The following is a 24947-nucleotide window of genomic DNA, read 5'->3' as shown; positions in this document are numbered from 1 at the left end:
TTTTAAAAGGCTAAACTAACCAGGTGAATGACGTGCTGGAAAGAATTAAAGTCTGTTTTACCGAAAGTATTCAAACGCAAATCGCAGCGGCAGAAGCGCTGCCGGATGCCATAGCACGCGCGGCGATGACCATGGTGCAGTCGCTGCTGAATGGCAACAAAATCCTGAGCTGTGGCAACGGAACCTCCAGCGCCAATGCCCAGCATTTTGCTGCCAGCATGATCAACCGTTTTGAAACTGAGCGTCCGAGCCTGCCTGCCATCGCCCTTAGCGCTGATAATGTGCTGCTGACAGCGATTGGTAATGATCGCCTGCACGAAGAGATTTATGCGAAGCAGGTGCGCGCGTTGGGCCACGCTGGTGATATTTTGTTGGCCATATCAACCCGCGGCAACAGCCGTGATATTGTCAAAGCCGTAGAGGCAGCGGTCACGCGTGATATGACGATTATTGCGCTGACCGGCTACGACGGCGGTGAACTCGCCGGTCTGCTAGGACCACAGGATGTGGAGATTCGTATCCCCTCGCATCGCAGCGCGAGAATTCAGGAAATGCATATGTTAACCGTGAATTGTCTGTGCGATTTAATAGATAACACTTTGTTTCCCCACCAGGATGTTTAAAGGAGCTTAAATGAAGGCATTATCTGCATGTGCAGTTATCCTTACCGCGTTGATGTTACAGGGCTGTGTGGCTGCGGTTGTCGGCACTGCGGCGGTCGCCACGAAAGGTGCAACCGATCCCCGTTCCGTAGGAACTCAGGTGGATGATGGCACCTTAGAACTTCGTGTGACCAACGCGTTATCCAAAGACGAACAGATTAAACAAAACACTCACATTGTTGCCACCGCCTATCAGGGCAAAGTGCTGCTGACGGGTCAGGCACCGAGCAGCGACCTGGCATCACGCGCGAAACAGATCGCCGTCGGTGTTGATGGTGCAACCGAGGTGTATAACGAGATCCGCACCGGTAGCAAGGTGAGCTTTGGCACGGCATCTTCAGATACCTGGATCACCACCAAAGTGCGCTCCCAGTTGCTGGGTAGCGATCAGGTGAAATCCTCAAACGTGAAAGTGACTACCGAGAACGGCGAAGTGTTCCTGCTGGGTCTGGTGACCGATTCGGAAGCAAAAGCGGCGGCAGATATCGCCAGCCGGGTGAGCGGCGTGACCCACGTCACCACCGCGTTTACAATTCTGAAATAAGCATGCTGGAAAGGGTCAGGCATGCCTGACCCCTACTAAACAGTAATCCGCGTTGGTATTCGTAATGGTCGCCACAAAACCAGCACCATCCGCGTTGATATTCGTAGGGGGCGCCACAAAACCAGCACCATCCGCGTTAGTATTCGTAGAGGTCGCCACAAAACCAGTACCATCCGCGTTGGTATTCGTAGAGGTCGCCACAAGGCCTGCGCCATCCACGTTGATATTCGTAGGGGGCGGGCATGCCCGACCCGCTCCCACCGCATTACAACCTGCTTAAGCAGTCCATCGCTACCGCTTTGAAACTGGCAAAGTCTTTGCTATCCCGAAGTCGTGTCATCGCCCGCTCGCGCATAAAAGTCACAAACAGGTCGTAAATGGCCATCGCCTCTTCATACTCTGTTTTGCTGATCGCCAGCAGGAAAATCACGTAGGCGGTTTCATCGCCCCAGGCAATGCCCTCGGGAGCAAGCACCGTGTAAACGCAGGTTTTCTTCGCCAGCAATCCAAGCGAGTGCGGCAACGCAATCCCCTCACCCAGCATGGTACTGACAATCGCTTCACGCTCCTCCACTGATGGGTAAAACGTCTCATCCACTCTCCCTTCTTCTTCCAGCCGATCGCATAACTGGCGGAACAGCTCAGAACGATCCATCGGGCGGTCAAGAATAAGAAAGTGGCTGGCATCAAAGAAACGCTCCAGCATATAAGGCCGGGTGCGATCGAGCAGCACCAGCTTGCCAATCTGTTCAAGCTGGTAGTCAGTAGGAAACGGTGACATCACCACAACCGGCTTATCTTTATCGCTGAGGCGTACCGTGGAGATCACAAAGTCTTCCTCCACGTTCTCTTTCAATTCATATTCACGCAGCGAGAGGGTGTTACTCACAACGATTTGTGGATATTTCCGCAGCAGCATGGCTTCGATCATACGCACGGTGGAGTTGCCGGTATCGCACACCAGCAGGATCTGCGGATGGCGCTGATAGCCCACGTTGTAGTGGCGTTCCAGCCCAACGCCAATATGCAGCACCAGGAAGCCGATCTCATTTTCACTGATGATATACGGTGAATATTTCCCCCAGCTGGAGACTGCCGCCAGCGTTACATCCCAGGCCATTGGATAGTGCTGTTTAATATTCGACAACAATGGGTTAGGGATCTGGATCTGGTAACGCACACGGGTGATCATCGTTTTTATATGCGTCAGAAGATCGGCATGGAGTTGCGGATCGTTTTGCAGGTTGAAGTTGTAATGAGTGTTGATGTAACTCAGGATGTAGTCCACCAGCGAGTCACCGTCATCCGGGCTGATCACGCTGGCCACACTGTCCTCAACCCGACGGGCAGCGATATTCACTCGCAAAAAGGCCTCTTCTGCCGGAGAGATCGCTTTACCCGTCATCGGTCTCATCAGATTCACGATATGGCGCGCCGCGTCACGCACGTCGCCATCAACATCTTCTGCAGAGAATTCAGTCAGCGGGTAGCCTTCGCCAATTCGACGCACCGCCACGGCACAGTAAAGGCGCAGATAAAACTCACCCTCATCGGTCAGACGAATCGTAAACCGGGAGAGACACTGTTGCAGCAGCGGTTGCAGTGTATCGAGCATACCGCTGTTCAACGCCTCCAGCCTTAACAGCGGGCTGTCGATGTCCTCCTGCGCAATCTGGTACAGCAGGTCCGTCAGGCAGGTGCGCATCGCTACCTCCTTCCCGAATAGCTTCATGCCGTAACGTGGTTTGGTTTCAATCGCCAGTTGATAGCGCGCCAGCCATTCTCTGACTTCGGCCATATCACTTTGCAGCGTGGTACGGCTGACAAACCACTCATCGGCCAGATCTTCCAGTTTCAGGGAAAACGCCGACGTCAGAAAGCGCGTGAGCAGGTAGTGCACACGTTCCGGTGAGGTGCGTGGAACGCGCAGATGGGAAGGTGACTGCTGCAGCAATGCGGTATAACGCGGCAGATCCTCAATTTTTAGCTGATAACCCGCACCGCGATTCAGCACCAGGCTGGCGCCATGCTCGGCCAGCAGTTCATTGAGAACATTGATATCGGTACGCACCGTGCGTGTCGAGACAGCGAAACGTCGCGCCAGCTCATCCTGCGGCAGCGTTTCGTTTTGCAGCAAATCAAACAACTGAGCCAGTCGTTGGTTAGGGAATCTCACGGGGGCACCACTTTTAAGCTGTTCAACAAAAGGAAAACTAACTTATTTTTCGAAGAAAAAATAGTACACCCCGGCACAGGCCGGGGTGTAAGGACGAGATTAATCCACTAACTTTTTGGTTAATGCCAACAGTGTTGCCACATCTTCCGGACGGGTCAGCCCGGTGGGGCTATCAATAATGGAGCTGTAGATATGCGGAATAATTTTGCTGACACCGGCATCCAGCGCGACACGCAAAATCGTCTCATAGTTGTCCAGATCAATACCGCCCGTGGGTTCCAGCCAGAAATCCTGCTCTGCACAGGCTTCTGCCACCGCTTTAAACTCGTCGATAGCTTTCAGCCCGCCCATCGGGAAATACTTCACTGAGCTTCCGCCCATATCCTTCAGCATAGCAATCGCGGAGGCGACCGGAACAATCCCGTCTGCCCTCTGTGAACTTAGTGGTCCGGTAGAGATCTTCACCTTTCCCGGTTGGCCGGTTGGCGACACCAGGCCATTCACCACGGTCTGTGCCTGTCCCAGCAGCGCGCGGCTGGTACCGACGCCGGTAAAGACTTGATTAACATGCTGCGGCTGCACTTCAGCGGAGATGGCACTCACCATCAGCGACTGATTCGGGTCGCCCGCCCCCAGACCGACGGACAGCGCGTTATCGATCAGCGCGGCATACTCACGCATGTCCGCCACGGCAGTCGCGACATCAAGATAGTTTTTCGACAGCACGCCTACCAGCACGTGGCCTTCGGCCGCCACCCAGATATCACGGGCGTTCTGTTTTGATCCGGCCAGTACATTCAGGCATACCCGATCACGGTAAAATTTTGGTGTCAGCGTCATGCGCGTTTCTCCCTGATTAACAGCGTCTGAATACAGACAAAAATGGTGTGCAGCTGATCCGCAGACACGCTGCGCACGTCTACTTCGACAATCCCTTCGTTAGCTTTGTAGCCACGGAAATAGATGGCGATATCGCCGGTTTTAAGTGCCTGGACCACTTCGCCCGTAGTACGCCCGATAGTCGCTTCGTCAAAATGAATCTCAGCACGGGCAATATCACGCCCGGCCGCATCCCACACCACGCGAGCCTGAATTCCGGACAGCTGATTCAGGTTGTCGATAAATGGCGTCATTTTTTCTACCATCTGCGCCCCTGTTACTTTCTCCAGACGCTGGAAATTTTCAATCGCCTGAGTCAGTCCCAGGATGCCCTCTTTGCCGACTTTCATCGCGCGACCAATGCCCTGCGACTGACGTTTTACCCATTCGACGTACTGCGTTTTTCCTGTTACCAGCCCGCTGGTAGGCCCTTCAATCGCTTTGGCGCCGCTGTAGATCACCAGGTCTGCCCCCAGTGCGTAATATGCCTGCAAGTCTTCTTCGGCAGCAGCATCCACGATCAGTGGAACGCCGTGTTTCCGAGCCACTACCGCTGCCTGTTCGACGCTGAGATGGCTTTTCTGCACGCTGTGGTGCGATTTGATGTAGAGAATGGCGGCTGTTTGCGGCGTGATGGCCGCCGAGAGCTGTTCAGGCGAACATTCGTTGGCGTAGCCTGCTTCCACAAGGCGGCCACCTCCCAGTGTGACCATCGTGCCCACGGGCGCGCCGAAGTTCACGTTATGGCCCTTTGGCAGCACGATGTCATGCGGCACGGTCAGCGGCGCGGCATGGAGGTTTTCCAACAGCCAGTCGTTATCTTTCACGATCACCGCCGCCACAGATTGCGCAATACCCGCTGACGCGCAGGAGACCACAACTGCCGCTTCACAACCCAACAGGCCGGCAATGTAAGCACCGGTTTTGTTGACCAGATCTTTCATTTCGAAGTAGTGATTCAGACCATAATTTACCGTCTCCACCACATCCGCGCTCGGGGTCGACACACCGAGAATGGTCATGCGGCCAGAGGCGTTAATCACCTGCTTTAAGCCATATTTTTCATACACTGAAATCATCACGTTTTTTCCCTTCGTTAGTCACGAATGCCTGCCCGCTCACCACAGCAGCCAGCGGCACCAGGTGTGTTTCGCCAGACAGGGTTTGTCCGTCAGAATCACTGAACAGGCAGGTTTCCTGTTTCACGTCAAAAATGGTCAGATCGGCATCCAGTCCCGGCACCAGCCGTCCTTTTCCATTGAGCCGCAGCCCATCGGCGGCATGGCAGGTGACACAATCAATTACCTGTGTCAGCGTCATACCGATGTTTAAGAATTTGGACATCACATGCGCGAGGGAATACACCGGACCGTTAAGGCGGTTGCGGCAGTAGATATCCGAGCTGATGGTGTGCGGTAAAATGCCCTGGCCGATGGCGACCTGTGCCACCTCAAAACTGAAGCTGGCAGAGCCATGCCCAACATCCAGCCGTACACCGCGCTGCAACGCACGGGTAATCGACGCGCGAAGCTGCCCTTCCGCCGTAAGAATACGATTCGGTTTGCCGTTATAGCAGTGGGTAATCATGTCGCCGGAGGTCAACAAATCGGCGATATCATCGAGGTTCGGCGGGTTGTTACCGATATGGACCATGAGCGGCAGTTGGCCGTTCTCCTGCTGCATCGCTTTGGCACGTTCCAGCGGCTTGATACCATTTTGTTCCACCACACTGCTGCTGATACGGGCTTTCAAACCCAGGATAAAACCCGGCAGACGCTGTACCGCTGCGCGTACCGCAGGCCCGTCAATACGCGCCATATCCGCCAGTTCATTCTGCGTCAGAATGCCACTACGGGCGATGTTGAGCAGCGCATAAACACGGGTGCTGGCGCTGCGGGTGAGTTGATAGAAATCATCGATATCATCTGCGCCGGTACTGCCCGCATCCACCACCGTCGTGACGCCCGTGTCCACACCAATGCGATCGGCTTCATCATGGTAAATCGGCGATTTTGGGTAGCAGTGAACGTGCGAGTCAATCCAGCCCGCACTCAGCCAGTAACGCCCGGCAAGATCCCACTCACGTTTCGCCGGACCTGCGACCAGGCCAACGGCTGCAATTTTGCCGTCGTGAATGGCGACATCACTGAGGGTGCCATCGCTGAGACGGCCCCGCCGAATAATCAGATCAAACATGCAGACTCCTCAGCGTGGCGACATCCCGCCGCCACGCGGGTTAGTTACAGCGCGACCGGGAAGATCGCTCCCAGCGCCATCGCCCCCAGGATTGCGCCACCGGTAATCGGCTTGTTCCACAGGTAGAACAGCAACGATCCCACCAGCGCACCCAGCCCAATGGGAATCGATGCCGCCATCGCAGACAAGATAATTAACGGACCGAGGAAGCGGCCAGAGGTGTTGCCCGCGCCCATCATCACGTCAGCGCCGTAGGTCGAGTCGCTGTTGTTGATGGTAAATTTACGCGCGAGAATAATCAGGTATCCCACTGCCAGGCCCAGCGCCAGGCCGGTTACCAGCGAGGCGGCAAAGTTTGCTACCGGGAAGATAAACCCGGCCCCCAGCAGCAGCGCAGGCACGCCCAGGCCGATCCCGGTCTGGATCGCGCCACCAATATCGAGGATCCCCACCAGCGATCCTTCAATAATGCGTGCAAACAGGAAGCTGGCACCGAAGGCCGCTACCGCACCGTAAACGCCAGTTTCCATTCCCGCACGCAGCATGGAGACGAAGGCCACTTCGTTGAAAGCACCCAGCCCGTAGACGTAATACATATGCGTACCGGCGAACACACCAGAAGAGAGCAGCCCGACAAAGATCGGAAACGACCAGTCGGCATACCAGAAACCACTTTTTGTATTTTCCATTACCATCGTCCTCTTATTTACCGCTCAGGGAGTTGTGGATCATATCCAGCCAGCCAGGCACACCCAGATGGAAGGACTCCAGCAGCTTCATATCAAAGCCGCGGAAGAACCCGCTTAGCACGAACAGCAGGACGATGGCCATCATCATCACCTTGGTCACACGGTTCCAGCCCGCTTCTTCAACCCCTTTGCCAATCAGGATGCCCAGTACCAGGCCCGGTACCGCATTCCCCATGATTAGCTGCGCCAGTCCACCAAAAATGGTGGCCCAGAAACCGGACTTTTTACCGGCATCAATCGCCGCCAGCCAGAAGATCACGGGCATGACCGTATTGACCAGCAGGTTAGCCGCAGGTACCAGCACCTTCACTGCCGTCACCTGCAAGGCTGCCGGTACTGCTGACGCCGTTGAGTTCAGGAACGCCACCACGATCATGCCGATGATGCCGCAGGCGATCGCCATTTTCTTCGGGTTGTGCAGGGTGTCTGCCACGTTGCGGTTCTTGACCATCAGTGCCGCGGCCCCCCAGTTAGGGATAATGCGGTGGTCAACGTCCTGAGTAAAAGAACCCGCCGCCACAGACGATGCCCAGGCATTAAAGAAGAAGCCGAGGCCGAAAGAGAAGTGGGAGGCAGGATCGCCCTCACAGGAGTTCAGTTCGCCCAATGTACGAAAAGCGCCCATGCCCTGTGTGGTCGGGGCATGAAACATGCGTGCTGCGCCTGCGCCCACACCAACACCGACAAGTCCGCCGATAATCAATGACTTAAATAAGATAATGAGGAACATCGGTCTTTCCTTTTGTTATAACCCCTTCGCCTCAGGCGGTAGACGGACTACCGCATCTGAATGCGTGGAGGTGTATGCGCCCTGATGTTTTTTTAGTGGGAAACGATGAAATCCACGTTGTCTGTATCCACCACCACCACGTTGACGGTGATCTCCAGATCGACGCTGTAGAGCCGCCGTTCACGCGCCAGAAAGAAGAACAGAAACTTTTCCGTTTTGGTGCGAACACTGGCCTGCAGCACCTTCACATCCACCGGCTCAATACGCAGAAGAATTTTGCTGGTGGATTTCAGTACCGTGTTTTGTACCCGGCTAAGGGCATCGGCAAAGGCTTTTCCTTTGCTGTCGCCCTTACCGCTAACGCTCACCGTGGTGGTGAATTGCTCTTTCATCAGCCGTGCTTCTTCTGCCACGCCAGCACCAGACGCTCACCCAACTCTTCTTTATCCATAAAGCCGAAGCCGAGTACCGTGGCACCTTCGTTGATGGCGGTCACACCTTCATCAATGGAGCGCATTCCATGCTTAGCTTTGTAGCCATATTTATTCTGAGCAGTGATGGCACCCGCGCCGCCGCTGCCACAGAAGGAGATGCCGAAAGTGGCGTTTTCCGCCTTCATGACATCACCCAACTTCATGTCTGCCGCAACACCCGGTACTACAATCGCTTTGCCGCCGGCTTTTTCGATTCCGGCAGCGACTTTCTGGCCTTTACCTAAACGGTCGCCAATCACGACGATAATTTGAGACATGTTGTATTCCTTATTGGTTGCAACGGGCGGGGCATGCCCCGCCCCTACGGATTGTCGTAGGGGTCGGCATGTCCGACCCCAGGTTTATTCGTTTTCTTTGGCTACTTCGAAATGAACGGAGAGTAGCCAGGCCTCTTCTTTCGGCAGGTTACCGAACAAATCAACAACCTGCTGTGCCAGCGTCATTGACTCTGGCGAGATATCCTCAAACAGTTCTTCTTCCACTTCTGGCAGCGCTTCTCCGGTGAGAGAACGCAGTGCCATCGCACGCACATGGGAGGTGAGCATCTGCTGCTGAACAGGATTAGGTTGAATATTTCGGGCGGCAAAAAGTTCGGTAATTTGTGTCATCACCCGCGCAGCCAGCGACTGAATTTCATTATCCTGTTCTGTTACCGCGTTCACTGGCGCTATTCCATTACTCACGTTCGTCCCCTCTTAATTAACGATGGGAATAAATTACCTCTACGTTACCTTTCTGTGTAGAACGACTTTTTCCACATTGAAACGGAAATAAACAGATGACGCCGGATTGATGTCGCAAAAACGTTGAAACGTGCACGAACACCGTTAAATTGAGATGTAAATCACAAAAAAACAGCGTTACCTGCTTAATAAACGCAGGCAAAGGGATATATACGGGGAAAAACATATCAATAATCACAGAAATAGAAGTAAAACTTATGACGAAATACCAGGCGGAGAATAAAAAAGATAACACCCGCGCCTCCCTGCCACATAAATTTTTATGTTCCCGGGATTTGCGGGTTTACCAGTTTTTCGCAACTCAATTATCAGGGTATTAATAATCGAAAATATTATAGATCACTTTTCATGGTGAAAACTCTCGCGTTTATCTGCCTGACAAGGGAAGTCAGAGAAAGATTCTGAACAAGAAAAAATCGCGAGATATTCTCATTATCTACAGTGTTTTCACTCAGCTATTTTACGAAAAAAGGCGATGGGTTTATTCATCGCCTCTCAGGTTCAAGCTAAACGTTTTTGATCAGGGTTGTGTGATCAACGAAACTTCTTATGACCGGCATCTCGGGTAGCGGAGAATGTCTTCGCTTCTTCCTTTGCGCCTGCCAGATCACCGCCGTTTGCCAGTTTCAGACTGGTATCAATCTGGCCAATCAGTGTGTCCAGTTCTGCACGATAATCTTTCATTCCAGCACTGTCGGCCGCCTGGCCTTTTAACTTATCCGGCGTCTGAGTTTTCGCATTCTCAGCGGCAGCACGCATATCGGTTAATGCTCTGACCATTTCCGCCTTATCATCGGTCTTTTGTACCGTGCGATAAGCGCCTTTCAGGATATCCATATCGCCTTCCAGGTCCTGTGCCATCACCGAGGCACTTAACATCAGGGTCGTACTCAACATTGCAATCAATAACTTACGCATCTCAGATCCTATTTTTTATAAATGGGTATCATTCAGGCATTAAAAAAGGCGGCTGTTTTCACAGCCGCCTTTTCAGCATACGCGTAAATCTGTAAATTACTGCCCTGCGATCTTCATTTCTGGTAACAGAACGGATCCACACTGGATATTGCTACGCGTTTCAATGTCGCTACCGATGCTGACCATATTGCGCCACATGTCTTTCAGGTTACCGGCAATGGTAATTTCACTGACCGGATACTGGATCACGCCATTTTCCACCCAGAAACCCGATGCTCCGCGAGAGTAATCCCCCGTGATACCACTCACGCCCTGCCCCATCAGCTCGGTCACCAACAGCCCGGTGCCGAGCTGTTTTAGCATTGCGTCGAAGCTATGGCCCTGTCCGGCGATGCGCCAGTTATGAATACCACCAGCATGTCCGGTGCTTTGCAGCCCCAGTTTGCGGGCGGAGTAGCTGGTCAGCAGCCAGTTCTGCAACACACCCTCTTTGATAATGTCGCGGCGCTGGGTACGGATACCTTCGCTATCAAACGGCGTAGAGGCCAGGCCTTTCAGCAGATGCGGATGTTCTTCAATGGTCAGCCACTCCGGCAGGATTTGCTCACCCAGGGAATCAAGCAGGAACGTCGATTTACGATAAACACTGCCACCGCTGATCGCGCCTACCAGATGACCGAATAAGCCTGTTGCGACTTCGGCAGCAAACATCACCGGCGCTTTCATTGTCGACAGCTTGCGTGGAGAAAGACGTGACAGGGTGCGACGGGCACACTCTTCGCCCACGGCTTCCGGTGACTTCAGGTCTTCAATGGCACGACCAATGGTGTAAGCGTAATCGCGCTCCATATCCCCGTTTTCTTCCGCGATCACACAGCTGGAAAGCGAATGGCGGCTGGAGCAATAGCCTTGCAGCATCCCGTGGCTGTTACCGAACACTTTAATCCCGACGTGGCTGTTAAAGCTGCCGCCTTCGGTGTTGGTAATACGCTTATCCGCTTTCAGTGAGGCCTGCTCGGCGCGAGCCGCCAGTTCGATAGCGCGATCGGCATCGATCTCAGCAGGGTGAAACAGATCGAGATCCGGCGCATCAAACGCCAGTAGCTCACGGTCGGCCACACCCGCGTAAGGATCGGGAGAGGTGTAGCGGGCAATGTCCAGCGCGGCCTGCACGGTGCGCTTTATCGCGTCCGGGCTGAGGTCAGTTGAAGAGGCGCTGCCTTTACGATTCTGATGATAAACAGTGATGCCCAGGGCACCATCGCTGTTGAATTCAACATTTTCCACTTCGCCATAGCGCGTACTCACGCTGATGCCGGTGGTTTTGGTTACCGCGACTTCTGCTCCGTCGCTGCTGGCCTTTGCCAGTTCGAGTGCTGTCGCTATCGCCTGTTCCAGGGTTTTACGCTGTTCTGCAACTTGGGAGAGTAATTTCATCGACCTGCCATATAATTAATAGTGCGATTTTTCGGTGGCTTACCGCGCTGGCATAACCACACCAGGGTGATAAGGCTTCATTTGAGTCTAACAGACTCAGAGAACAATTTCGCAGTAGCCTCGTAACCTGATAGCATTAGCCTCTTTTTCAGGAGCCGTACCAATGACCAAGCAGCCCGACGACTGGCTCGATGATGTACCAGATAACGAAGAAGAAGAAGATGATGAGATTATCTGGGTCAGTAAAAGTGAGATTAAACGTGATGCCGAGGAGCTAAAACGCCTTGGCGCTGAACTGGTGGAACTGGGGAAAAACTCCCTGGACAAAATCCCACTGGATGAAGATCTGCGTGCCGCCATTGAACTGGCACAGAAGATTAAGAAAGAAGGCCGCCGCCGCCAGATGCAGCTGATCGGTAAAATGCTGCGTTCACGTGATGAAGAGCCGATCCGTACGGCACTGGATAAGCTGAAGAACCGCCACAACCAGCAGGTCGCACTGTTCCATAAACTGGAAGTGCTGCGTGACCGTCTGGTGGAGCAAGGTGATGATGCGGTGCCAGAGGTGCTGAACCTCTATCCTCATGCCGACCGCCAGCAGCTGCGTGCGATGATCCGTAACGCGCAGAAAGAGAAAGCGACCAACAAACCGCCGAAAGCTTATCGCCAGATCTTCCAGTATCTGCGTGAGCTGGCCGAAGCGTCGTAACGTATTGCTGTGAGTATCAGGGCGGGCGTGCCCGACCCCTACGCAAAGGCATAGGCATGCCCACCACAGGCGCGTAGGGCGAGGCATGCCTCGCCCAATGCATATTACGCCAATCGATCTAACAATTTCTGATGAATCCCACCAAAACCGCCATTACTCATGACCAGGATGGTATCGCCCGGCTGGGCCTTTTTAGCGATCATTTCTATCAGTGTATCGAGATCCGCACTCCACTGCGCCGGCTGAATGCAGGCCTCGGCCACTTCGGCAACCTGCCACGGAATGTGGTGCGGCTGATAAAGGAACACTTCATCAGCACGCCCCAGCGCCGGGGCTAAATCGTCCTTGCTGATGCCCATTTTCATGGTATTCGAACGGGGTTCCAGCACCGCCAGAATGCGCGCAGTGCCGCCGACTTTGCCGCGCAGCGCCGCCAGCGTAGCGAGGATAGCCGTTGGGTGATGGGCAAAGTCATCGTAGACCTTAATGCCGTTACTCTCTCCACGCAGCTCCAGACGACGGCGGGCATTGATAAAGTCATTCAGCGCACGCCCCGCATCTTCGGGCTTCACGCCAACATGACGTGCAGCGGCAATGGCCATCATGCCGTTATGCATGTTGTGCTCCCCCACCAGCGACCAGTTCACTTCTGCCACGCGCTCGCCGTCCAGCAGCACTTCCCAGTGTGAGGCATCCGTAGAGAGTTTCTTCGCCTGCCAGTGGCCGGTGTCGCCCACGGTTTCCTGTTCACTCCAGCAGCCCATCGCGATCACCTGTTTCAGGTTAGCATCATGCTCTGGCAGGATAATTTTTCCCTGGCCTGGCACGATGCGGACCAGATGATGAAACTGTTTCTGAATAGCACGCAGATCGTCAAAAATATCGGCATGATCGAACTCGAGGTTGTTCAGAATCAGGGTACGCGGGCAGTAATGAACAAACTTCGAGCGCTTATCGAAGAACGCGCAGTCGTACTCATCCGCCTCAATCACAAAGAATGGGCTTTTTCCTAAATTCGCGGAAACATCAAAATTTCCAGGCACCCCACCGATGACAAAACCGGGTTCATAGCCGCAGGCCTGTAAAATCCACGCTGCCATGCCCGCTGTGGTGGTTTTTCCGTGGGTTCCGGCGACCGCAATCACCCAGCGGTCGCGCAGGACGAAGTCATGCAGCCACTGTGGGCCAGAGAGATAAGGAATATTGCGCTCCAGCACCGCTTCCACACAGGGATTACCGCGGGTCATCGCGTTACCGATGATCACCAGGTCCGGTGCAGGATCGAGCTGAGAAGCATCATAACCCTGAATTAAATCAATACCCTGCTTCTCCAACAACGTGCTCATTGGCGGGTAAACGTTAGCATCAGAGCCGGTCACTTCATGGCCGAGCGCGCGGGCCAGCATCGCCAGTCCACCCATAAAGGTGCCGCAGATACCGAGGATATGAATACGCATAAAAGGTCCGTTTCGTAAAATGTTCGGCCTTAGTGTAACGCCCCCATCGTGCGGAAGAAACGGATTTGCCCTATGTTCTTTAGCGTTCAATCGGCTAAACTGCGTACGCATACGTTGGCAGTTTGTGAATCAAGCTGCTACTCAACCGCAGATTCAGGGATTGTGTTATGAAAACGTTAGGCGAATTTATCGTCGAGAAGCAACACGACTTTCCGCACGCAACAGGTGAACTGACCGCTTTGATCTCCGCGATCAAACTGGGCGCTAAGATTATCCACCGCGATATTAACAAAGCAGGCCTGGTCGATATTCTGGGTGCCAGCGGCGCTGAAAATATTCAGGGCGAAGAACAGATGAAGCTCGATCTGTTTGCCAATGAAAAACTCAAAGCCGCACTGAAGGCCCGTGGCATTGTTGCAGGTATCGCGTCAGAAGAAGAAGATGAGTTCGTGATCTTCGAAGGCGCGGAAAACGGCAAGTACGTGGTACTGATGGATCCTCTCGACGGCTCCTCAAATATTGATGTCAACGTTTCTGTCGGCACCATTTTCTCAATTTACCGCCGCCTCACCCCTCCGGGTACGCCGGTGACCGAAGAAGACTTCCTGCAGCCTGGCAGCCAGCAGGTTGCCGCGGGTTACGTCGTTTATGGCTCCTCTACCATGCTGGTTTATACCACCGGCTGTGGCGTACATGCCTTTACCTACGACCCGTCACTGGGCGTGTTCTGCCTGAGCGCGGAACGTATGACCTTCCCGGAAAAGGGCTACACCTATTCCATCAACGAAGGTAACTACATCCGCTTCCCGCAGGGTGTGAAGAAATACCTGAAATTCTGTCAGGAAGAGGATGTCGCGACCCAACGTCCTTATACCTCACGCTACATCGGCTCGCTGGTGGCAGATTTCCACCGTAACCTGCTGAAAGGCGGTATCTACCTCTACCCAAGCACCGCCAGCCACCCGAAAGGCAAGCTGCGCCTGCTGTATGAGTGCAATCCAATGGCGTTTCTGGCGGAACAGGCTGGCGGTAAAGCCTCTGACGGCAAAAACCGTATTCTGGACCTGGTGCCAGAAAGCCTGCATGAACGTTCGCCGTTCTTCGTCGGCAATGACCATATGGTCGATGATACCGAACGTTTCCTGCGCGAGTTCCCGGATAACTAATCGGTAAAATTTAACGATTTCGACTGACCAAAGCGTAGGGGCGGACCTTCTTTTTCGGGTCCGCCCTTTCTTTTGGGGAAACGACCAGAAAAGCGGCCGCCCCCAACGATTTATGCCGCCTGAGTGACCTTAAATACCGCCATGGTTTGCACCAGCTGCTGGGACTGCTCTTCCAGCGACTGCGTTGCGGCGGCCGCTTCTTCCACCAGCGCGGCATTCTGCTGCGCGACTTCATCCATCTGCGTCACCGCCTGGTTCACCTGTTCAATACCGCGACTCTGTTCCTGCGAAGCGCTGGAGATCTCTTTCATCAACGTGGTGACTCGCATCACTTCCGTCGAGATTTCATCCATGGTTTCACCCGCTTTGGTCGCCATATCAGAACCTTCGTTGACGCGAATCTGCGACTCACTAATCAGCGTACGGATTTCCTTCGCCGCCGTTGCACTGCGCTGGGCCAGGTTACGTACCTCGGTGGCGACAACGGCAAAACCGCGTCCCTGCTCACCCGCGCGTGCCGCTTCAACAGAAGCGTTCAGCGCCAGGATATTCGTCTGGAAGGCGATGCCATCAATCACACCGAGAATGTCGCCAATACGCTGCGAGCTGTTAGAGATTTCCCCCATTTTCTCCATCACGTAACACACTACTTCTGCCCCGCGATCGGCGGTATCAGAAACAGCACGCGCCAGCAGATGTGCCTGTTGGGCGTTATCTGCATTCTGCTTCACCGTGGCGGTTAACTGCTCCATGCTCGCCGCCGTCTGTTCCAGCGATGCCGCAGACTCTTCAGTTCGCTGGGAGAGATTGAGGTTGCCCGACGCGAGTTCGCGGCTGCCGATATCGATTTGCAGACTGGCATCGCGCACCAGACCAACCGAATGCTGTAGCGACTGCTGCATCGTTCCCAGTGCGGCATTTAATCGGCCCAACTCGTTGTCACCGCTTTCCGGCACGGGCTGCGTCAGATCGCCACCCGCCACATGCTCAAGATGCCTGATAGCCTGATCCAGCGGCTTCAGGAGCAGTATGCGCAAAATCATCCATGCCAGCGCCACCAGCAGCAGTGTCAGCGCGCCGCTCACCAGAATCAGAACGGTCATCATGGTTTGGTTACGCGCGGCCTGCGCCATCTGTGTTGCGCTGACGTCGTCGGCATAAGCACCAAAAGCCGATACTGCGCCAGAGAATTTGCCTGCAAGGTCGGAGAGGTTTCCTTCCAGAACGCTGTAGTAATCATCCACACTCTGTTTTTGCAGCGCCGCCATCATTGGCGTGATGCCATTAACCAGGTAATCTTCATGGGTTGCCACTACGGCTTCCGCCAGAATTCTGCCGTGTTCAGTGACGGTTCCGGCATCAATGAATCGTTTCAGCTCCTGCTGCGATAAAACCACGTAACTGGCGGAACGTGTGGCTATTTTTTCCGCTTCGTCCGGCAGGCCGATTTCCATTTTACGTATGGCCAGCGCCGCGGTGGCGCGGGTGCGCAATAGGTTGCCGTTACTCATATACAGTGCGTTCAACTCAATGCCCTGAATGCGGTTGATCACATCCAGTGAGCGATTGCCCTTTTGAATCGCGATAATGCCCATGACACTCACCACTAAAAGCAGCAGCGTCATCATGGCAAGCAGCGCCAATAAACCCGTACGTATTGAGATTCTCTTAAGCATGATCATTTCCCGATAGTGTTAAGCCTGGTCATTCCTGGTCCCTAAATCGACCATGTTATCGGCAATAACATTACCCAGCTTTAACCATAATAAAGATTAAATTGATCCAGAACAGGGAACCCGTAAGCGTGAATTAAGGGCGCTTCAACGCTTTTATTGTGGACAAACGTCAGAAGGGAAATGACCCTGAAGGAAAATACAGACGATGATGGATTAGATCCATGTAAAACCAGAGAAATGATTTAACAATGATGAATAAACCAAATTAATCCCTTGACAGCCCTCATCTTGTTCAGTGGCGAAAAGAGACTCCAGGCAAGTGTCATGTCATCGCACTAAGAAAATCACAGATAAATCACAGATTGTAGAATTTTTAGCAAAACAGACATTTGCTATTCTGCACGGGAAATAACCACAAACACGCCAAGGGATTTGTATGTTTGATAATGATACTAAGGGCGGCAATCTGCGCCTGATGACATTGGGCGAGATTAATATGGCGAAGGAAATTTTTCGCGACACGATCATCTACCCGAAAGTGTGGATCCATAAAGGCAGTTACTTGCCTTTTGGTCTGCAACTCAAGCGAGTCTCTATGTCACCCAATGGAGAAATGTACTTTCGAGATGAATACAGCCCTGATTTTTCTAAAGCCGATATAAGAAGGCAGCATACTTTTATCCATGAACTGTCACACGTATGGCAGTACCAGCACGGCATGAAGGTCAAATTACGGGGCCTGGTCAGCTGGATGGCAAAGTATGAATATGCTTTAGACAGCTGGCCACTTAGCACTTACGGTATGGAGCAGCAGGCACAGATTATTGGAGATTATTATCTACTTACGCAGTTCAATGGCCGTGCTTACTGGAAAACAAACAGGGGTTGTACTAACAGTGATGATTTATCCGATGATGAGTTACTAAAACAGTATAAATATACGCTGCGAGCCTTTCCGTGGAGCCTGTGATGACAATAAAAAAAGTGCTGTTTCCCGCCCTGATTGCCTCGCTTCTTACCGGCTGCGGGTGGATGGGCCATTACAGCCCCCCCAATGAGCTCGGACAGGTGTCCCTGACAAATGCCGGAGTGTGTTTCCAGATTAAAAATGCCAGCGACTATTATGCTCATTATCTGGTGATCAGAGAGAGTCGTGCACCGGAGATGTCTGGCTTCAACAGAGAATTCCCCGCTTTAAAAATTGCTAATGATCAGCTCTGCATTCCTGAAACGTATTACAAGTTCCCGAACTCAGGCGCCAGGCGGGTTGATATCGCTTTACGCTCACCCACTAAGAAGATGAGACGCCGTTATATTGTCTCTGAATTCAACATGGTCAACGGTGAGCCACACCCCTTTGCACCGAGTGAATATTCCATACCCCAGCCCGACGTGGAGGATTAGCCATCATCGTGAGCCGGGCATCGCATAGCGCAGCATTTCACTGTCATTGATGCCCCGGCACGGAGCAATCTGAAAGGCGGAAAAAGGAAGGTACTTTGAAGATGACCTGGCTATAATACCCGGCACTCAACCTAAGATGATTGAAGGAATTCATAATGAGCTTGAACCTGGTACCAGCGGGTAAAGACCTGCCAGATGATATCTATGTCGTAATCGAGATCCCGGCAAATGCCTCTCCAATCAAATACGAAGTCGACAAAGAGACTGGCGCACTGTTCGTTGACCGTTTCATGGCGACAGCGATGTTCTATCCGTGCAACTACGGTTACATCAACCACACCCTGTCTCTGGATGGTGACCCGGTTGACGTCCTGGTGCCAACACCCTACCCGTTACAGCCTGGCTCTGTGATCCGCTGCCGTCCGGTTGGCGTGCTGAAAATGACCGACGAATCTGGCGAAGATGCCAAAGTTGTTGCGGTTCCACACAGCAAACTGAGCAAAGAGTACGAGCACATCCAGGATGTGAACGACCTGCCAGAACTGCTGCGCGGCCAGATCACCCACTTCTTCGAGCAGTATAAAGCGCTGGAAAAAGGCAAATGGGTTAAGGTTGACGGCTGGGAAGGCGTAGAAGCCGCTAAAGCGGAAATCGTTTCCTCCTTCGAGCGCGCTGCGAAGAAATAATCTTCCGGCACAGCTCGCGCCAGTGAAGATTCTCTTCCACTGACGCCGAAAAAACACCGCCACGGCGGTGTTTTTTTATCCCGCTTCTCCGCTATTCGATAATCGATACCGTAATGTCGTTCCCCGGCCGATAATCATCCTGGAGAGAAAAGAGCTGGTCCGTGAACAAAGGATGCAACGTCACAATAAAGTTTAAATGGCGCCCCGCGTCGACAATCTCGATCTCACTTCCTGGCAGCAGCGTGCCTGTTTGTCGGCTAACGTCACTCTTTTGCCCTGCGAGTGAAGAGAGATCGCGGTAAGCCGTCGCACGATCGTCCAGCATCAGCGCAGAAATGTCTGCCTCAAGTTCACCGTCGCGACCAAAGGCGAACTGCCGCTGATTGCCGCTAATGTCAGTGAAAGCCAGTCGAATTTTCCGGGGTTCATCGCACTCCACCCTGAATACGGCTGCACGCGATGTCAGGTGATGTTTCCCATCAGGGCCTCGTGTGACCTGGGTATTTATCCGGCCATAATCCAGCATCCCCGTGCCCGTGCTGATGCGACATTCAGCCTGAACCCACCCTGAACATAGCAGTAGACTGACCGCCATCAGACGCATCCCTTGACGGCGGTGCGGGCGCGAACGTTTCCTACAGTCCATTTTCCGTTCCTTCATGTGTTTCCCGTTGAAAGCTGGCGATGCAGCAGAGAAATTAACCTTGATGCTCCAGCGGTTGTATAAACAAACCCGCGACATAGCCATATTTTGACAGGCTCTGGATTTGGATCTGCTTGCTGTTTTTCAGAGCAGCAGCATCCTGGCCCTTAACGGTCAGCGTTTCGCCGGGAAGAATATAGCTTTTACTCAGCATGATATTGTTCATCGAGGGCAACAGCACGACGGTCTGCGACAGCCGCACCACATAACGACTGGGGTTAGCGATGGTTAACACACCACTCGTTTCCGAAAATTTCAATGCTTCCCAGGGATCTGACTTCATTGGCAGACCGGCAGGATGAATAATGATCGGGAGATCCTGCCTGAGGCTCAAGCCCACCGTATTCTTGCCGCTCAGTGCTTGTAGTGGGATCCCTTCCAGAATCACCCGCTTCATATGCTCGGTCTTGAGCGGCCCCCGGCTGTGCAGTAAGAAGCGTAGCCGCTGGGTCTGCCCCGCTGCCAGCCTGGTCACCGGCTGGGTCACCAGCAGCTGAGGCTGGGGATCGTCCGGCAGGCTGTAGACCTTCACATACAGCAGTGCCTCGTAGTCTGCGGTATTGGTAACGTTCAGGCTTCCGCCTTCTGCCTCTTCATTAATCATGATCATAGAGGTTTCAGGCTTCATCACCGCCCCCGCCGGATGTGCGATGGACAGCGCCAGCAGGCTACACAGTATGTATTGACCCACAGACCAGGATTTGCAACTACGGATGATGAAAGCCATCAGAGATATACAATATCGAAGGTTGCACTGCCGGCAATCGTCACTTCATCCGATGTTCCAAGGGTATCAAGGGCGACGACCCAGGGGGTGACATTGATATCAAAGACCACATTTTTTGCCGGGATCGGCACCCGCAACATATCGGAGGTGAAAGACACAAGCTCCTCTCCCTGATACTTCCACAGCACGCTTCCCTTCGCCTCTGCCCAGCTTTTCCCTTCATCGGCCGAGAGGGTGAGTTTCTGCATAGGATGCCCGTCCACCATGGACCTGTCCGCCGGGGTATGGATGCGGTATGCACCGATATTTTTTCCCGCTTCGGTAGCTCCGAGGCTGAAACTGGTCTCCGCCGCTTTTCCGTCAATCTTCGCTTCCCCGGCTTTTTCAGCGATATCTCTGGCCCTCACGGCAAACAGCGTGGGCGTTTCGCAGCTGATATTCAGCTTAATATTCTTCGTCGCCAGTGGGGTGGATTTGGAGGATGAGAGGCTGGCAGCGCTAATCTGCTGCCAGTCGAGTATGCCCCCGCCATCAAAATGAATATCACAGGAGGCGGGCTGAATAGTACCTCGTATCTGCAACGTGGCCTGGGTGCTGGCGGGAACCGCAGTACTGAGCACCATCCCCGTTAGCAGGGTGATACCGGAAAGCATTCTTTTCAGTTCCATTGCACAATTCCTTTTTAAGACACAGGTCACAAGCTAAATGCAGACACCGCTCATTTTCTGATAGGGACCGCCATCCTCTGGCTGATCGTCCAGCTGATAGGTGAAGCTGCAGCGCTTATCGCGCCCTGCCACATCAATCAGCAGTGTGGCTTTCTCGGGTGAGTTATTCAGGTAGACCAGCCCATTGTCGATGGCTATGGTCAACATCTCACCCTGGTGGTCCATCACCTTACTGCCACGCGGCAACGGGGTACCATCGCTCAGGGTAAGATCCAGCAGTACACGCCGACTGGTCAACACTGTGTAGTTAATGCGCTTCACGCTTCCCCGCGCAAGTGTGACGGTGTGGTGCCCGTTATTAACATCCGATTTTTTCGGCAATGTTTCCGTATTCAGATCAAGGTTTCCGGGCCGCCACGCCGGAAGCTGAGGCACCAGCGCCAGACCCCGCCAGTCCGTCCAGGTGGTGCCCCCGGGCGTGCTGATCGCCACGTTTGCCAGCCTTTCATTCATAGCGATCATGCCAAAGGTCTGTCCGACAGGGAGGGGGGAGAACAGGATATTTTTACCCACCATGGCGATGCCACCGCTACCGCTTACGGAGTAATTGCTGGAATGATTGCCGCTGTGCCCTGCCGATGCAGAAAGATTGGTGTAATGCAGGTTGGCACTGAGCCCCCCTTGCACTGACTGGTTATGCTGTTTCAAATCCCGCTCTGTTGACAGGTTGTAACCCACGTCACGGTTAACAGGACCGCTGATCTCGCTGCCTAACTGGCTACGCTTTCTTGAGCTACGGTAATAGCTGTTGACGTATTGCTTGCCTAAAGGAAGGCTGGCGTTAACCGACAACTGTTTATTGCTTTGATATATGCCCGTGCTGTGGGAAAAACTCACCGTCAGTAGCATCTTTTTAATGTTGGTGCCCCAGCTCATCATATTGTAACGCGTCGTCGACATGGCTTTGCCAAAGCTGGTGCTTTCCGCGTGACTAACGGAAAAAGTGCCGAACCTCGGCGTCGCCCAGCTGGCTGAAAGCGTGTACTGCGTATTATCTTTATCGTAATAATCCTGGGTCGGCATACTGGCCTGATTGAGTGAGGCGTACGAGGGCGTGCTTTTACTGACGCTACCACCGATCGAAAAGGCTTCAGTAATCAGGTAATCTGCCGACAGCGACAGCCGCGCACTCCGTGCTCCGTGATAGCGGTCATTGGCCGCCGTCATTTGCGCAGCAAGCTGCAACCCCTGTGCCACCTGTTGCCCCACCGACAACGCGACGGCTTGATATTTGTCCGACATCAGCAGGCCAGTCTGTGCCAGTAAGCGCCCCAGCGGTCGCCAGTTCTGATTCATAGTGAGTAAGCGTGGCGCCCCCGACCCGCCCCCGCCAATAGAGCGAAGCGTGCCCGTGGCGAGAGAAAAGCCCTGCATACCACGAGGGTTTACCCCCCTCATTTGGTTAGCAGGGACGGTAAACTGCTGTCGCTGACCGTTGGTTTCCAGCACGGTAATGTCCAGGTCGCTATTAAGGTTTTTTAGCGGAATACGATCTAAGCGAAATGGCCCGGCAGGCACCAGTGTGTTGTAGATCAGCATACCGTACTGGCGCACTTCTACCCGCGCCTGAGGTGTGTTAGCAATACCTTCAACAACTCCCTGAGTTTCACCCTCCTGCTGGAATCCCTCATCCGGGATGATCTGGATGCCATTAATATCACCCAGCTCGAACAGCGTATTACTGACACCAATTTGCCCGATCTGGAAGCGCTTCTGCCAGCGTTCAAAGGTCCGTTCTGCATACAGTGAGTTCATATCAGAACTGAGCTTTCCATCCTGCTGACTAAACTGCTGCCAGCTGCGTACCATCCAGTTAGAGATATTGAAACCATCTTCCAGCGTCAGAAAGCTATAGCGATTCAGTGTGCCGGCATTCCGGTTCACCGAGCTGAAATAGTTATAGTTCAGCAGTGCTCCCATTCCCCCGGACTCACCCGTAATCTCTTTGTACTGCGGCTGCAACACAGCTTCCGGCACCACAATGCTGGCGGAAAGATTTTGTGTATCAAAACGAATGTTGATAGCAGGATCCTGCTGTACCCAGTCAAAACAGTCCGTATCAGGCAAAGGGTCACTGTTGGGCAGCTTTAACCCCAGCTGATTAAGCAACTCAGGGGTAAAGCACAATCCCCCCTTCGGGTTAAACACGACATCGAAGGCGCCACGAAACTCACCGTTAACGCTGATATCCACCAGCGAGGGCCCGGCGGGAAATCGTGATGAGTTGTCGAGAAGTGTCAGTAAAGCCGGGTCAATGCCCCTGGCTTTGAGGATCCTTTCAGTAACAGATTCATGGAGAACCGGAACGGCGGGAGAGTCGGAGGAGCGCTGAACTTTTTGCTGCTGCTGAGGATGTTCATTTTTTTCCTGCGCGCAAAGGTAAGTCGGTGTCAGGGCACCCGCCGTGAGCAGCGCGCAGTGGCATAATTTGTTTGAGGTAAAGCGGTAAGAACACGACACAGGTTAATCCCCGTGGCTGATGGGAAGCTCGACATTGCCAACCTCATACCCATACTGTGAAACGGTATCAATGCGGACGTTGGTGGCTTTTGCCAGCGCTTGTTTATCAGAAAACGCCACGGAGAGGGTTTCCCCCGGTAGGATGTAGCTCTTGTCCAGCGCCACTTTTGTATTGACAGGCATCAGGAGGAAGCTGGGCGCTAATCTGACCACCCAGGCACCTGGATTATGTATCGTTAGCTTTTCCTGTTTGACCCGCCACTGTAAATTTTTCCAGGGCGCGTTATTTTTCGCCAACCCGTCAGGATGAATAATCACGGGCAGATTCTGCCGTACGCTGATGTTGACACTATTACTCTCCCCGGTGGTGAGAGGAATACCTTCAAATGTCACACGCTTTATATGTTCGGTGGTGAGCGGACGATCGCTGGTTAAGACAAAACGGACTCGCTGAGTCTGGCCTGCCGCCACGCGCATTACAGGTTGCGTCACAATCAACTGGGGAAATTTATCATCAGGCAGATCAATGACCTTAACGTACAACAATGCGTCCTTATCATCGGTATTGGTGACGTTAATACTGCCGCCACCCGCCCCCTCCTGAATTAACACCAATGACGTTTTAGGCTGCATCACCGCGCAGGAAGGAAAGATAACCACTAATGAAAATATTGACAGGCATAGCCGAAAAAGTTTGATCAACATAGCATTCATCCATGAATTCTATAAAAAGCCACCGGCATGACTGACTCTGGCTTGTAACAGTGAACAGTCCTGCCGGTGGCAACTTCAGTTAAATATAAACAACTTCAAACGTGGCGCTGCCTTTCAGGTCAACGTCATTTCCCCACGCAGGTTCAGAGACCGGGGCAATCCATGGACGAATTTCTAATGAGAATGATTTATTCATTGCGCTATCACGAAGATATTTAGTCTTGCTATCACTGGTGCTAATATCCAGCGCAGCATCATTACCGAGAGCGGAAGAAGGGAAGTATGCGTAATCTGCATTGGCAGGCTTTTCATTCCACTTGCCATTTTTGAAGGTGACTAATGCCGTTGCTTTGGTTTGATCAGAGGTACTGCCCGCGGTCAATGCTTTAATGCTATAGCCACCGACAGGAGCATTTTTCTCAGCGGTCGACGTAAAGTCAAAATAGCTGTCGCTCAGTGATGGATCGGGACCTAAAGGTGCAACACCCTTCGTTGCATTATCAATGGCTTTGACGGCGAACATCATTTTTGCCGGGCAATTTACATTCAGCGTCAGCTGCTTCGCCGGTAACTCAGTGAACAGCTCATGGTGCAGCGAGGCCGGGTCAATATTATCCCAGTCCAGTGAAGCGGAAGGAAGTACGACATTACAAGCACCAGGCACGATGGTCGCTTTAACGTCAAGCGTTGCACTTCCGCCCGCCAGCGCCTGCCCTGAAGCAATGGCACCAACAATCAATACAGCAAGAGTGGTCATCTTTTTCATATTAGATAATCCTTTATATACTATGGGTTTCGGTCATTACTCAGCCCGATATGGGCAGACATAACCTTCTTTACAAACAATGGCAAAAACTCTCTTTTCGCCACGCTCATTCGTTGGATGTTCCTTTTCCGATAAATGACAATGGAAAGACATTAAAAATGGCACATTAAATCATTACCATCACTTAAATACGTCAATTAGTTCTCATAATAACGCAATATGA

General features: G+C 53.0%; 26 protein-coding genes. 7 read left to right on the top strand and 19 right to left on the bottom strand.

Going from position 1 to position 24947, the window contains the following annotated elements; genetic code table 11:
• Positions 1–32 precede the first annotated feature (32 nt).
• Positions 33–623, top strand: coding sequence for a DnaA initiator-associating protein DiaA (gene diaA, locus WH277_RS24365; RefSeq protein ID WP_133842511.1), 591 nt, complete (start codon positions 33–35; stop codon positions 621–623).
• Between the two features lie 10 nt (positions 624–633).
• Positions 634–1206: a division/outer membrane stress-associated lipid-binding lipoprotein gene (gene dolP / locus WH277_RS24360; RefSeq protein ID WP_133842512.1), complete on the top strand. Its 573-nt coding sequence runs from the start codon at positions 634–636 to the stop codon at positions 1204–1206.
• 265 nt (positions 1207–1471) lie between these two features.
• Here dolP and WH277_RS24355 read toward each other — a convergent pair whose 3' ends face one another.
• The 11 genes from WH277_RS24355 to pmbA all read right to left on the bottom strand — a co-directional run bounded on the left by WH277_RS24355 (position 1472) and on the right by pmbA (position 11528).
• Positions 1472–3382, bottom strand: coding sequence for a BglG family transcription antiterminator (locus tag WH277_RS24355; protein ID WP_339507265.1), 1911 nt, complete (start codon positions 3380–3382; stop codon positions 1472–1474).
• Positions 3383–3481: 99 nt separating this feature from the next.
• Positions 3482–4222, bottom strand: coding sequence for a 2-dehydro-3-deoxy-phosphogluconate aldolase (dagF, locus tag WH277_RS24350; RefSeq protein WP_133842514.1), 741 nt, complete (start codon positions 4220–4222; stop codon positions 3482–3484).
• The gene (locus tag WH277_RS24345; RefSeq protein ID WP_159336940.1) at positions 4219–5340 is read right to left on the bottom strand and encodes a DgaE family pyridoxal phosphate-dependent ammonia lyase; all 1122 of its coding nucleotides are present in this window, start codon (positions 5338–5340) and stop codon (positions 4219–4221) included. The genes dagF and WH277_RS24345 overlap by 4 nt, the downstream gene beginning before the upstream one ends.
• On the bottom strand, positions 5324–6457 hold the full coding sequence (locus WH277_RS24340; RefSeq protein ID WP_212815705.1) for an amidohydrolase/deacetylase family metallohydrolase: 1134 nt from the start codon (positions 6455–6457) through the stop codon (positions 5324–5326). The genes WH277_RS24345 and WH277_RS24340 overlap by 17 nt, the downstream gene beginning before the upstream one ends.
• 44 nt (positions 6458–6501) lie before the next feature.
• A complete protein-coding gene (locus tag WH277_RS24335) occupies positions 6502–7152 on the bottom strand; it encodes a DUF4310 family protein (RefSeq protein ID WP_133842516.1) in 651 nt (216 codons plus the stop codon).
• 7 nt (positions 7153–7159) lie between these two features.
• Positions 7160–7936: a DUF4311 domain-containing protein gene (locus tag WH277_RS24330; protein WP_133842517.1), complete on the bottom strand. Its 777-nt coding sequence runs from the start codon at positions 7934–7936 to the stop codon at positions 7160–7162.
• Between the two features lie 92 nt (positions 7937–8028).
• Entirely contained in the window at positions 8029–8328 is a 300-nt protein-coding gene (locus WH277_RS24325) for a DUF4312 family protein (protein WP_133842518.1), read from the bottom strand.
• Complete coding sequence (locus WH277_RS24320) at positions 8328–8687, bottom strand: SFCGS family glycine-rich protein (RefSeq protein ID WP_133842519.1); 360 nt, start codon at positions 8685–8687, stop codon at positions 8328–8330. Before WH277_RS24320 ends, WH277_RS24325 begins: the two co-directional genes overlap by 1 nt.
• 84 nt (positions 8688–8771) lie before the next feature.
• Positions 8772–9113 carry a glycine dehydrogenase gene (locus WH277_RS24315; protein ID WP_133842520.1) on the bottom strand — a complete coding sequence of 114 codons (342 nt, stop codon included), beginning with the start codon at positions 9111–9113 and terminating at the stop codon, positions 8772–8774.
• A gap of 594 nt (positions 9114–9707) precedes the next feature.
• A complete protein-coding gene (gene cybC / locus WH277_RS24310; RefSeq protein WP_133842521.1) occupies positions 9708–10091 on the bottom strand; it encodes a cytochrome b562 in 384 nt (127 codons plus the stop codon).
• Between the two features lie 96 nt (positions 10092–10187).
• Positions 10188–11528 (bottom strand): metalloprotease PmbA, encoded by a 1341-nt coding sequence (gene pmbA / locus WH277_RS24305; RefSeq protein ID WP_159336811.1) that lies wholly within the window; start codon positions 11526–11528, stop codon positions 10188–10190.
• Between the two features lie 163 nt (positions 11529–11691).
• Between pmbA and yjgA the strand changes: the two genes are divergently transcribed.
• Complete coding sequence (gene yjgA, locus WH277_RS24300) at positions 11692–12237, top strand: ribosome biogenesis factor YjgA (protein WP_133842523.1); 546 nt, start codon at positions 11692–11694, stop codon at positions 12235–12237.
• Positions 12238–12341: 104 nt separating this feature from the next.
• Here yjgA and mpl read toward each other — a convergent pair whose 3' ends face one another.
• Positions 12342–13694, bottom strand: a complete 1353-nt coding sequence (mpl, locus tag WH277_RS24295; protein WP_159336810.1) for a UDP-N-acetylmuramate:L-alanyl-gamma-D-glutamyl-meso-diaminopimelate ligase — start codon at positions 13692–13694, stop codon at positions 12342–12344.
• A gap of 167 nt (positions 13695–13861) precedes the next feature.
• Between mpl and fbp the strand changes: the two genes are divergently transcribed.
• Positions 13862–14860, top strand: coding sequence for a class 1 fructose-bisphosphatase (gene fbp / locus WH277_RS24290; protein WP_133842525.1), 999 nt, complete (start codon positions 13862–13864; stop codon positions 14858–14860).
• A 110-nt stretch (positions 14861–14970) separates the two neighbouring features.
• On the opposite strand, the gene WH277_RS24285 is transcribed toward fbp, so the two are convergent.
• Positions 14971–16536: a methyl-accepting chemotaxis protein gene (locus WH277_RS24285; RefSeq protein ID WP_133842526.1), complete on the bottom strand. Its 1566-nt coding sequence runs from the start codon at positions 16534–16536 to the stop codon at positions 14971–14973.
• 436 nt (positions 16537–16972) lie between these two features.
• Here WH277_RS24285 and WH277_RS24280 point away from each other — a divergent pair, with 436 nt between their 5' ends.
• The 3 genes from WH277_RS24280 to ppa all read left to right on the top strand — a co-directional run bounded on the left by WH277_RS24280 (position 16973) and on the right by ppa (position 18626).
• Positions 16973–17506 (top strand): type IV secretion protein Rhs, encoded by a 534-nt coding sequence (locus WH277_RS24280; protein ID WP_339507257.1) that lies wholly within the window; start codon positions 16973–16975, stop codon positions 17504–17506.
• Positions 17506–17940 carry a putative T6SS immunity periplasmic lipoprotein gene (locus tag WH277_RS24275; protein WP_133842528.1) on the top strand — a complete coding sequence of 145 codons (435 nt, stop codon included), beginning with the start codon at positions 17506–17508 and terminating at the stop codon, positions 17938–17940. The genes WH277_RS24280 and WH277_RS24275 overlap by 1 nt, the downstream gene beginning before the upstream one ends.
• A 155-nt stretch (positions 17941–18095) precedes the next feature.
• Positions 18096–18626: an inorganic diphosphatase gene (ppa, locus tag WH277_RS24270; RefSeq protein WP_133842529.1), complete on the top strand. Its 531-nt coding sequence runs from the start codon at positions 18096–18098 to the stop codon at positions 18624–18626.
• 91 nt (positions 18627–18717) lie between these two features.
• On the opposite strand, the gene WH277_RS24265 is transcribed toward ppa, so the two are convergent.
• The 6 genes from WH277_RS24265 to WH277_RS24240 form a co-directional block, all read right to left on the bottom strand.
• The gene (locus WH277_RS24265) at positions 18718–19272 is read right to left on the bottom strand and encodes a hypothetical protein (protein WP_339507254.1); all 555 of its coding nucleotides are present in this window, start codon (positions 19270–19272) and stop codon (positions 18718–18720) included.
• Between the two features lie 52 nt (positions 19273–19324).
• Positions 19325–20056, bottom strand: coding sequence for a fimbria/pilus chaperone family protein (locus WH277_RS24260; RefSeq protein ID WP_133842531.1), 732 nt, complete (start codon positions 20054–20056; stop codon positions 19325–19327).
• On the bottom strand, positions 20056–20724 hold the full coding sequence (locus WH277_RS24255) for a DUF1120 domain-containing protein (RefSeq protein WP_133842532.1): 669 nt from the start codon (positions 20722–20724) through the stop codon (positions 20056–20058). The genes WH277_RS24260 and WH277_RS24255 overlap by 1 nt, the downstream gene beginning before the upstream one ends.
• A 33-nt stretch (positions 20725–20757) precedes the next feature.
• A complete protein-coding gene (locus WH277_RS24250) occupies positions 20758–23244 on the bottom strand; it encodes a fimbria/pilus outer membrane usher protein (protein ID WP_339507251.1) in 2487 nt (828 codons plus the stop codon).
• 3 nt (positions 23245–23247) lie between these two features.
• Complete coding sequence (locus WH277_RS24245; protein ID WP_159336807.1) at positions 23248–23949, bottom strand: fimbria/pilus chaperone family protein; 702 nt, start codon at positions 23947–23949, stop codon at positions 23248–23250.
• An 88-nt stretch (positions 23950–24037) separates the two neighbouring features.
• Positions 24038–24724 (bottom strand): DUF1120 domain-containing protein, encoded by a 687-nt coding sequence (locus tag WH277_RS24240; RefSeq protein ID WP_133842535.1) that lies wholly within the window; start codon positions 24722–24724, stop codon positions 24038–24040.
• Positions 24725–24947 lie beyond the last annotated feature (223 nt).

This window comes from Erwinia sp. MYb416 (assembly GCF_037479575.1).
Classification (GTDB): Bacteria; Pseudomonadota; Gammaproteobacteria; order Enterobacterales; family Enterobacteriaceae; genus Erwinia; species Erwinia rhapontici.
This window is presented reverse-complemented; position numbering and strand designations above follow the sequence as displayed.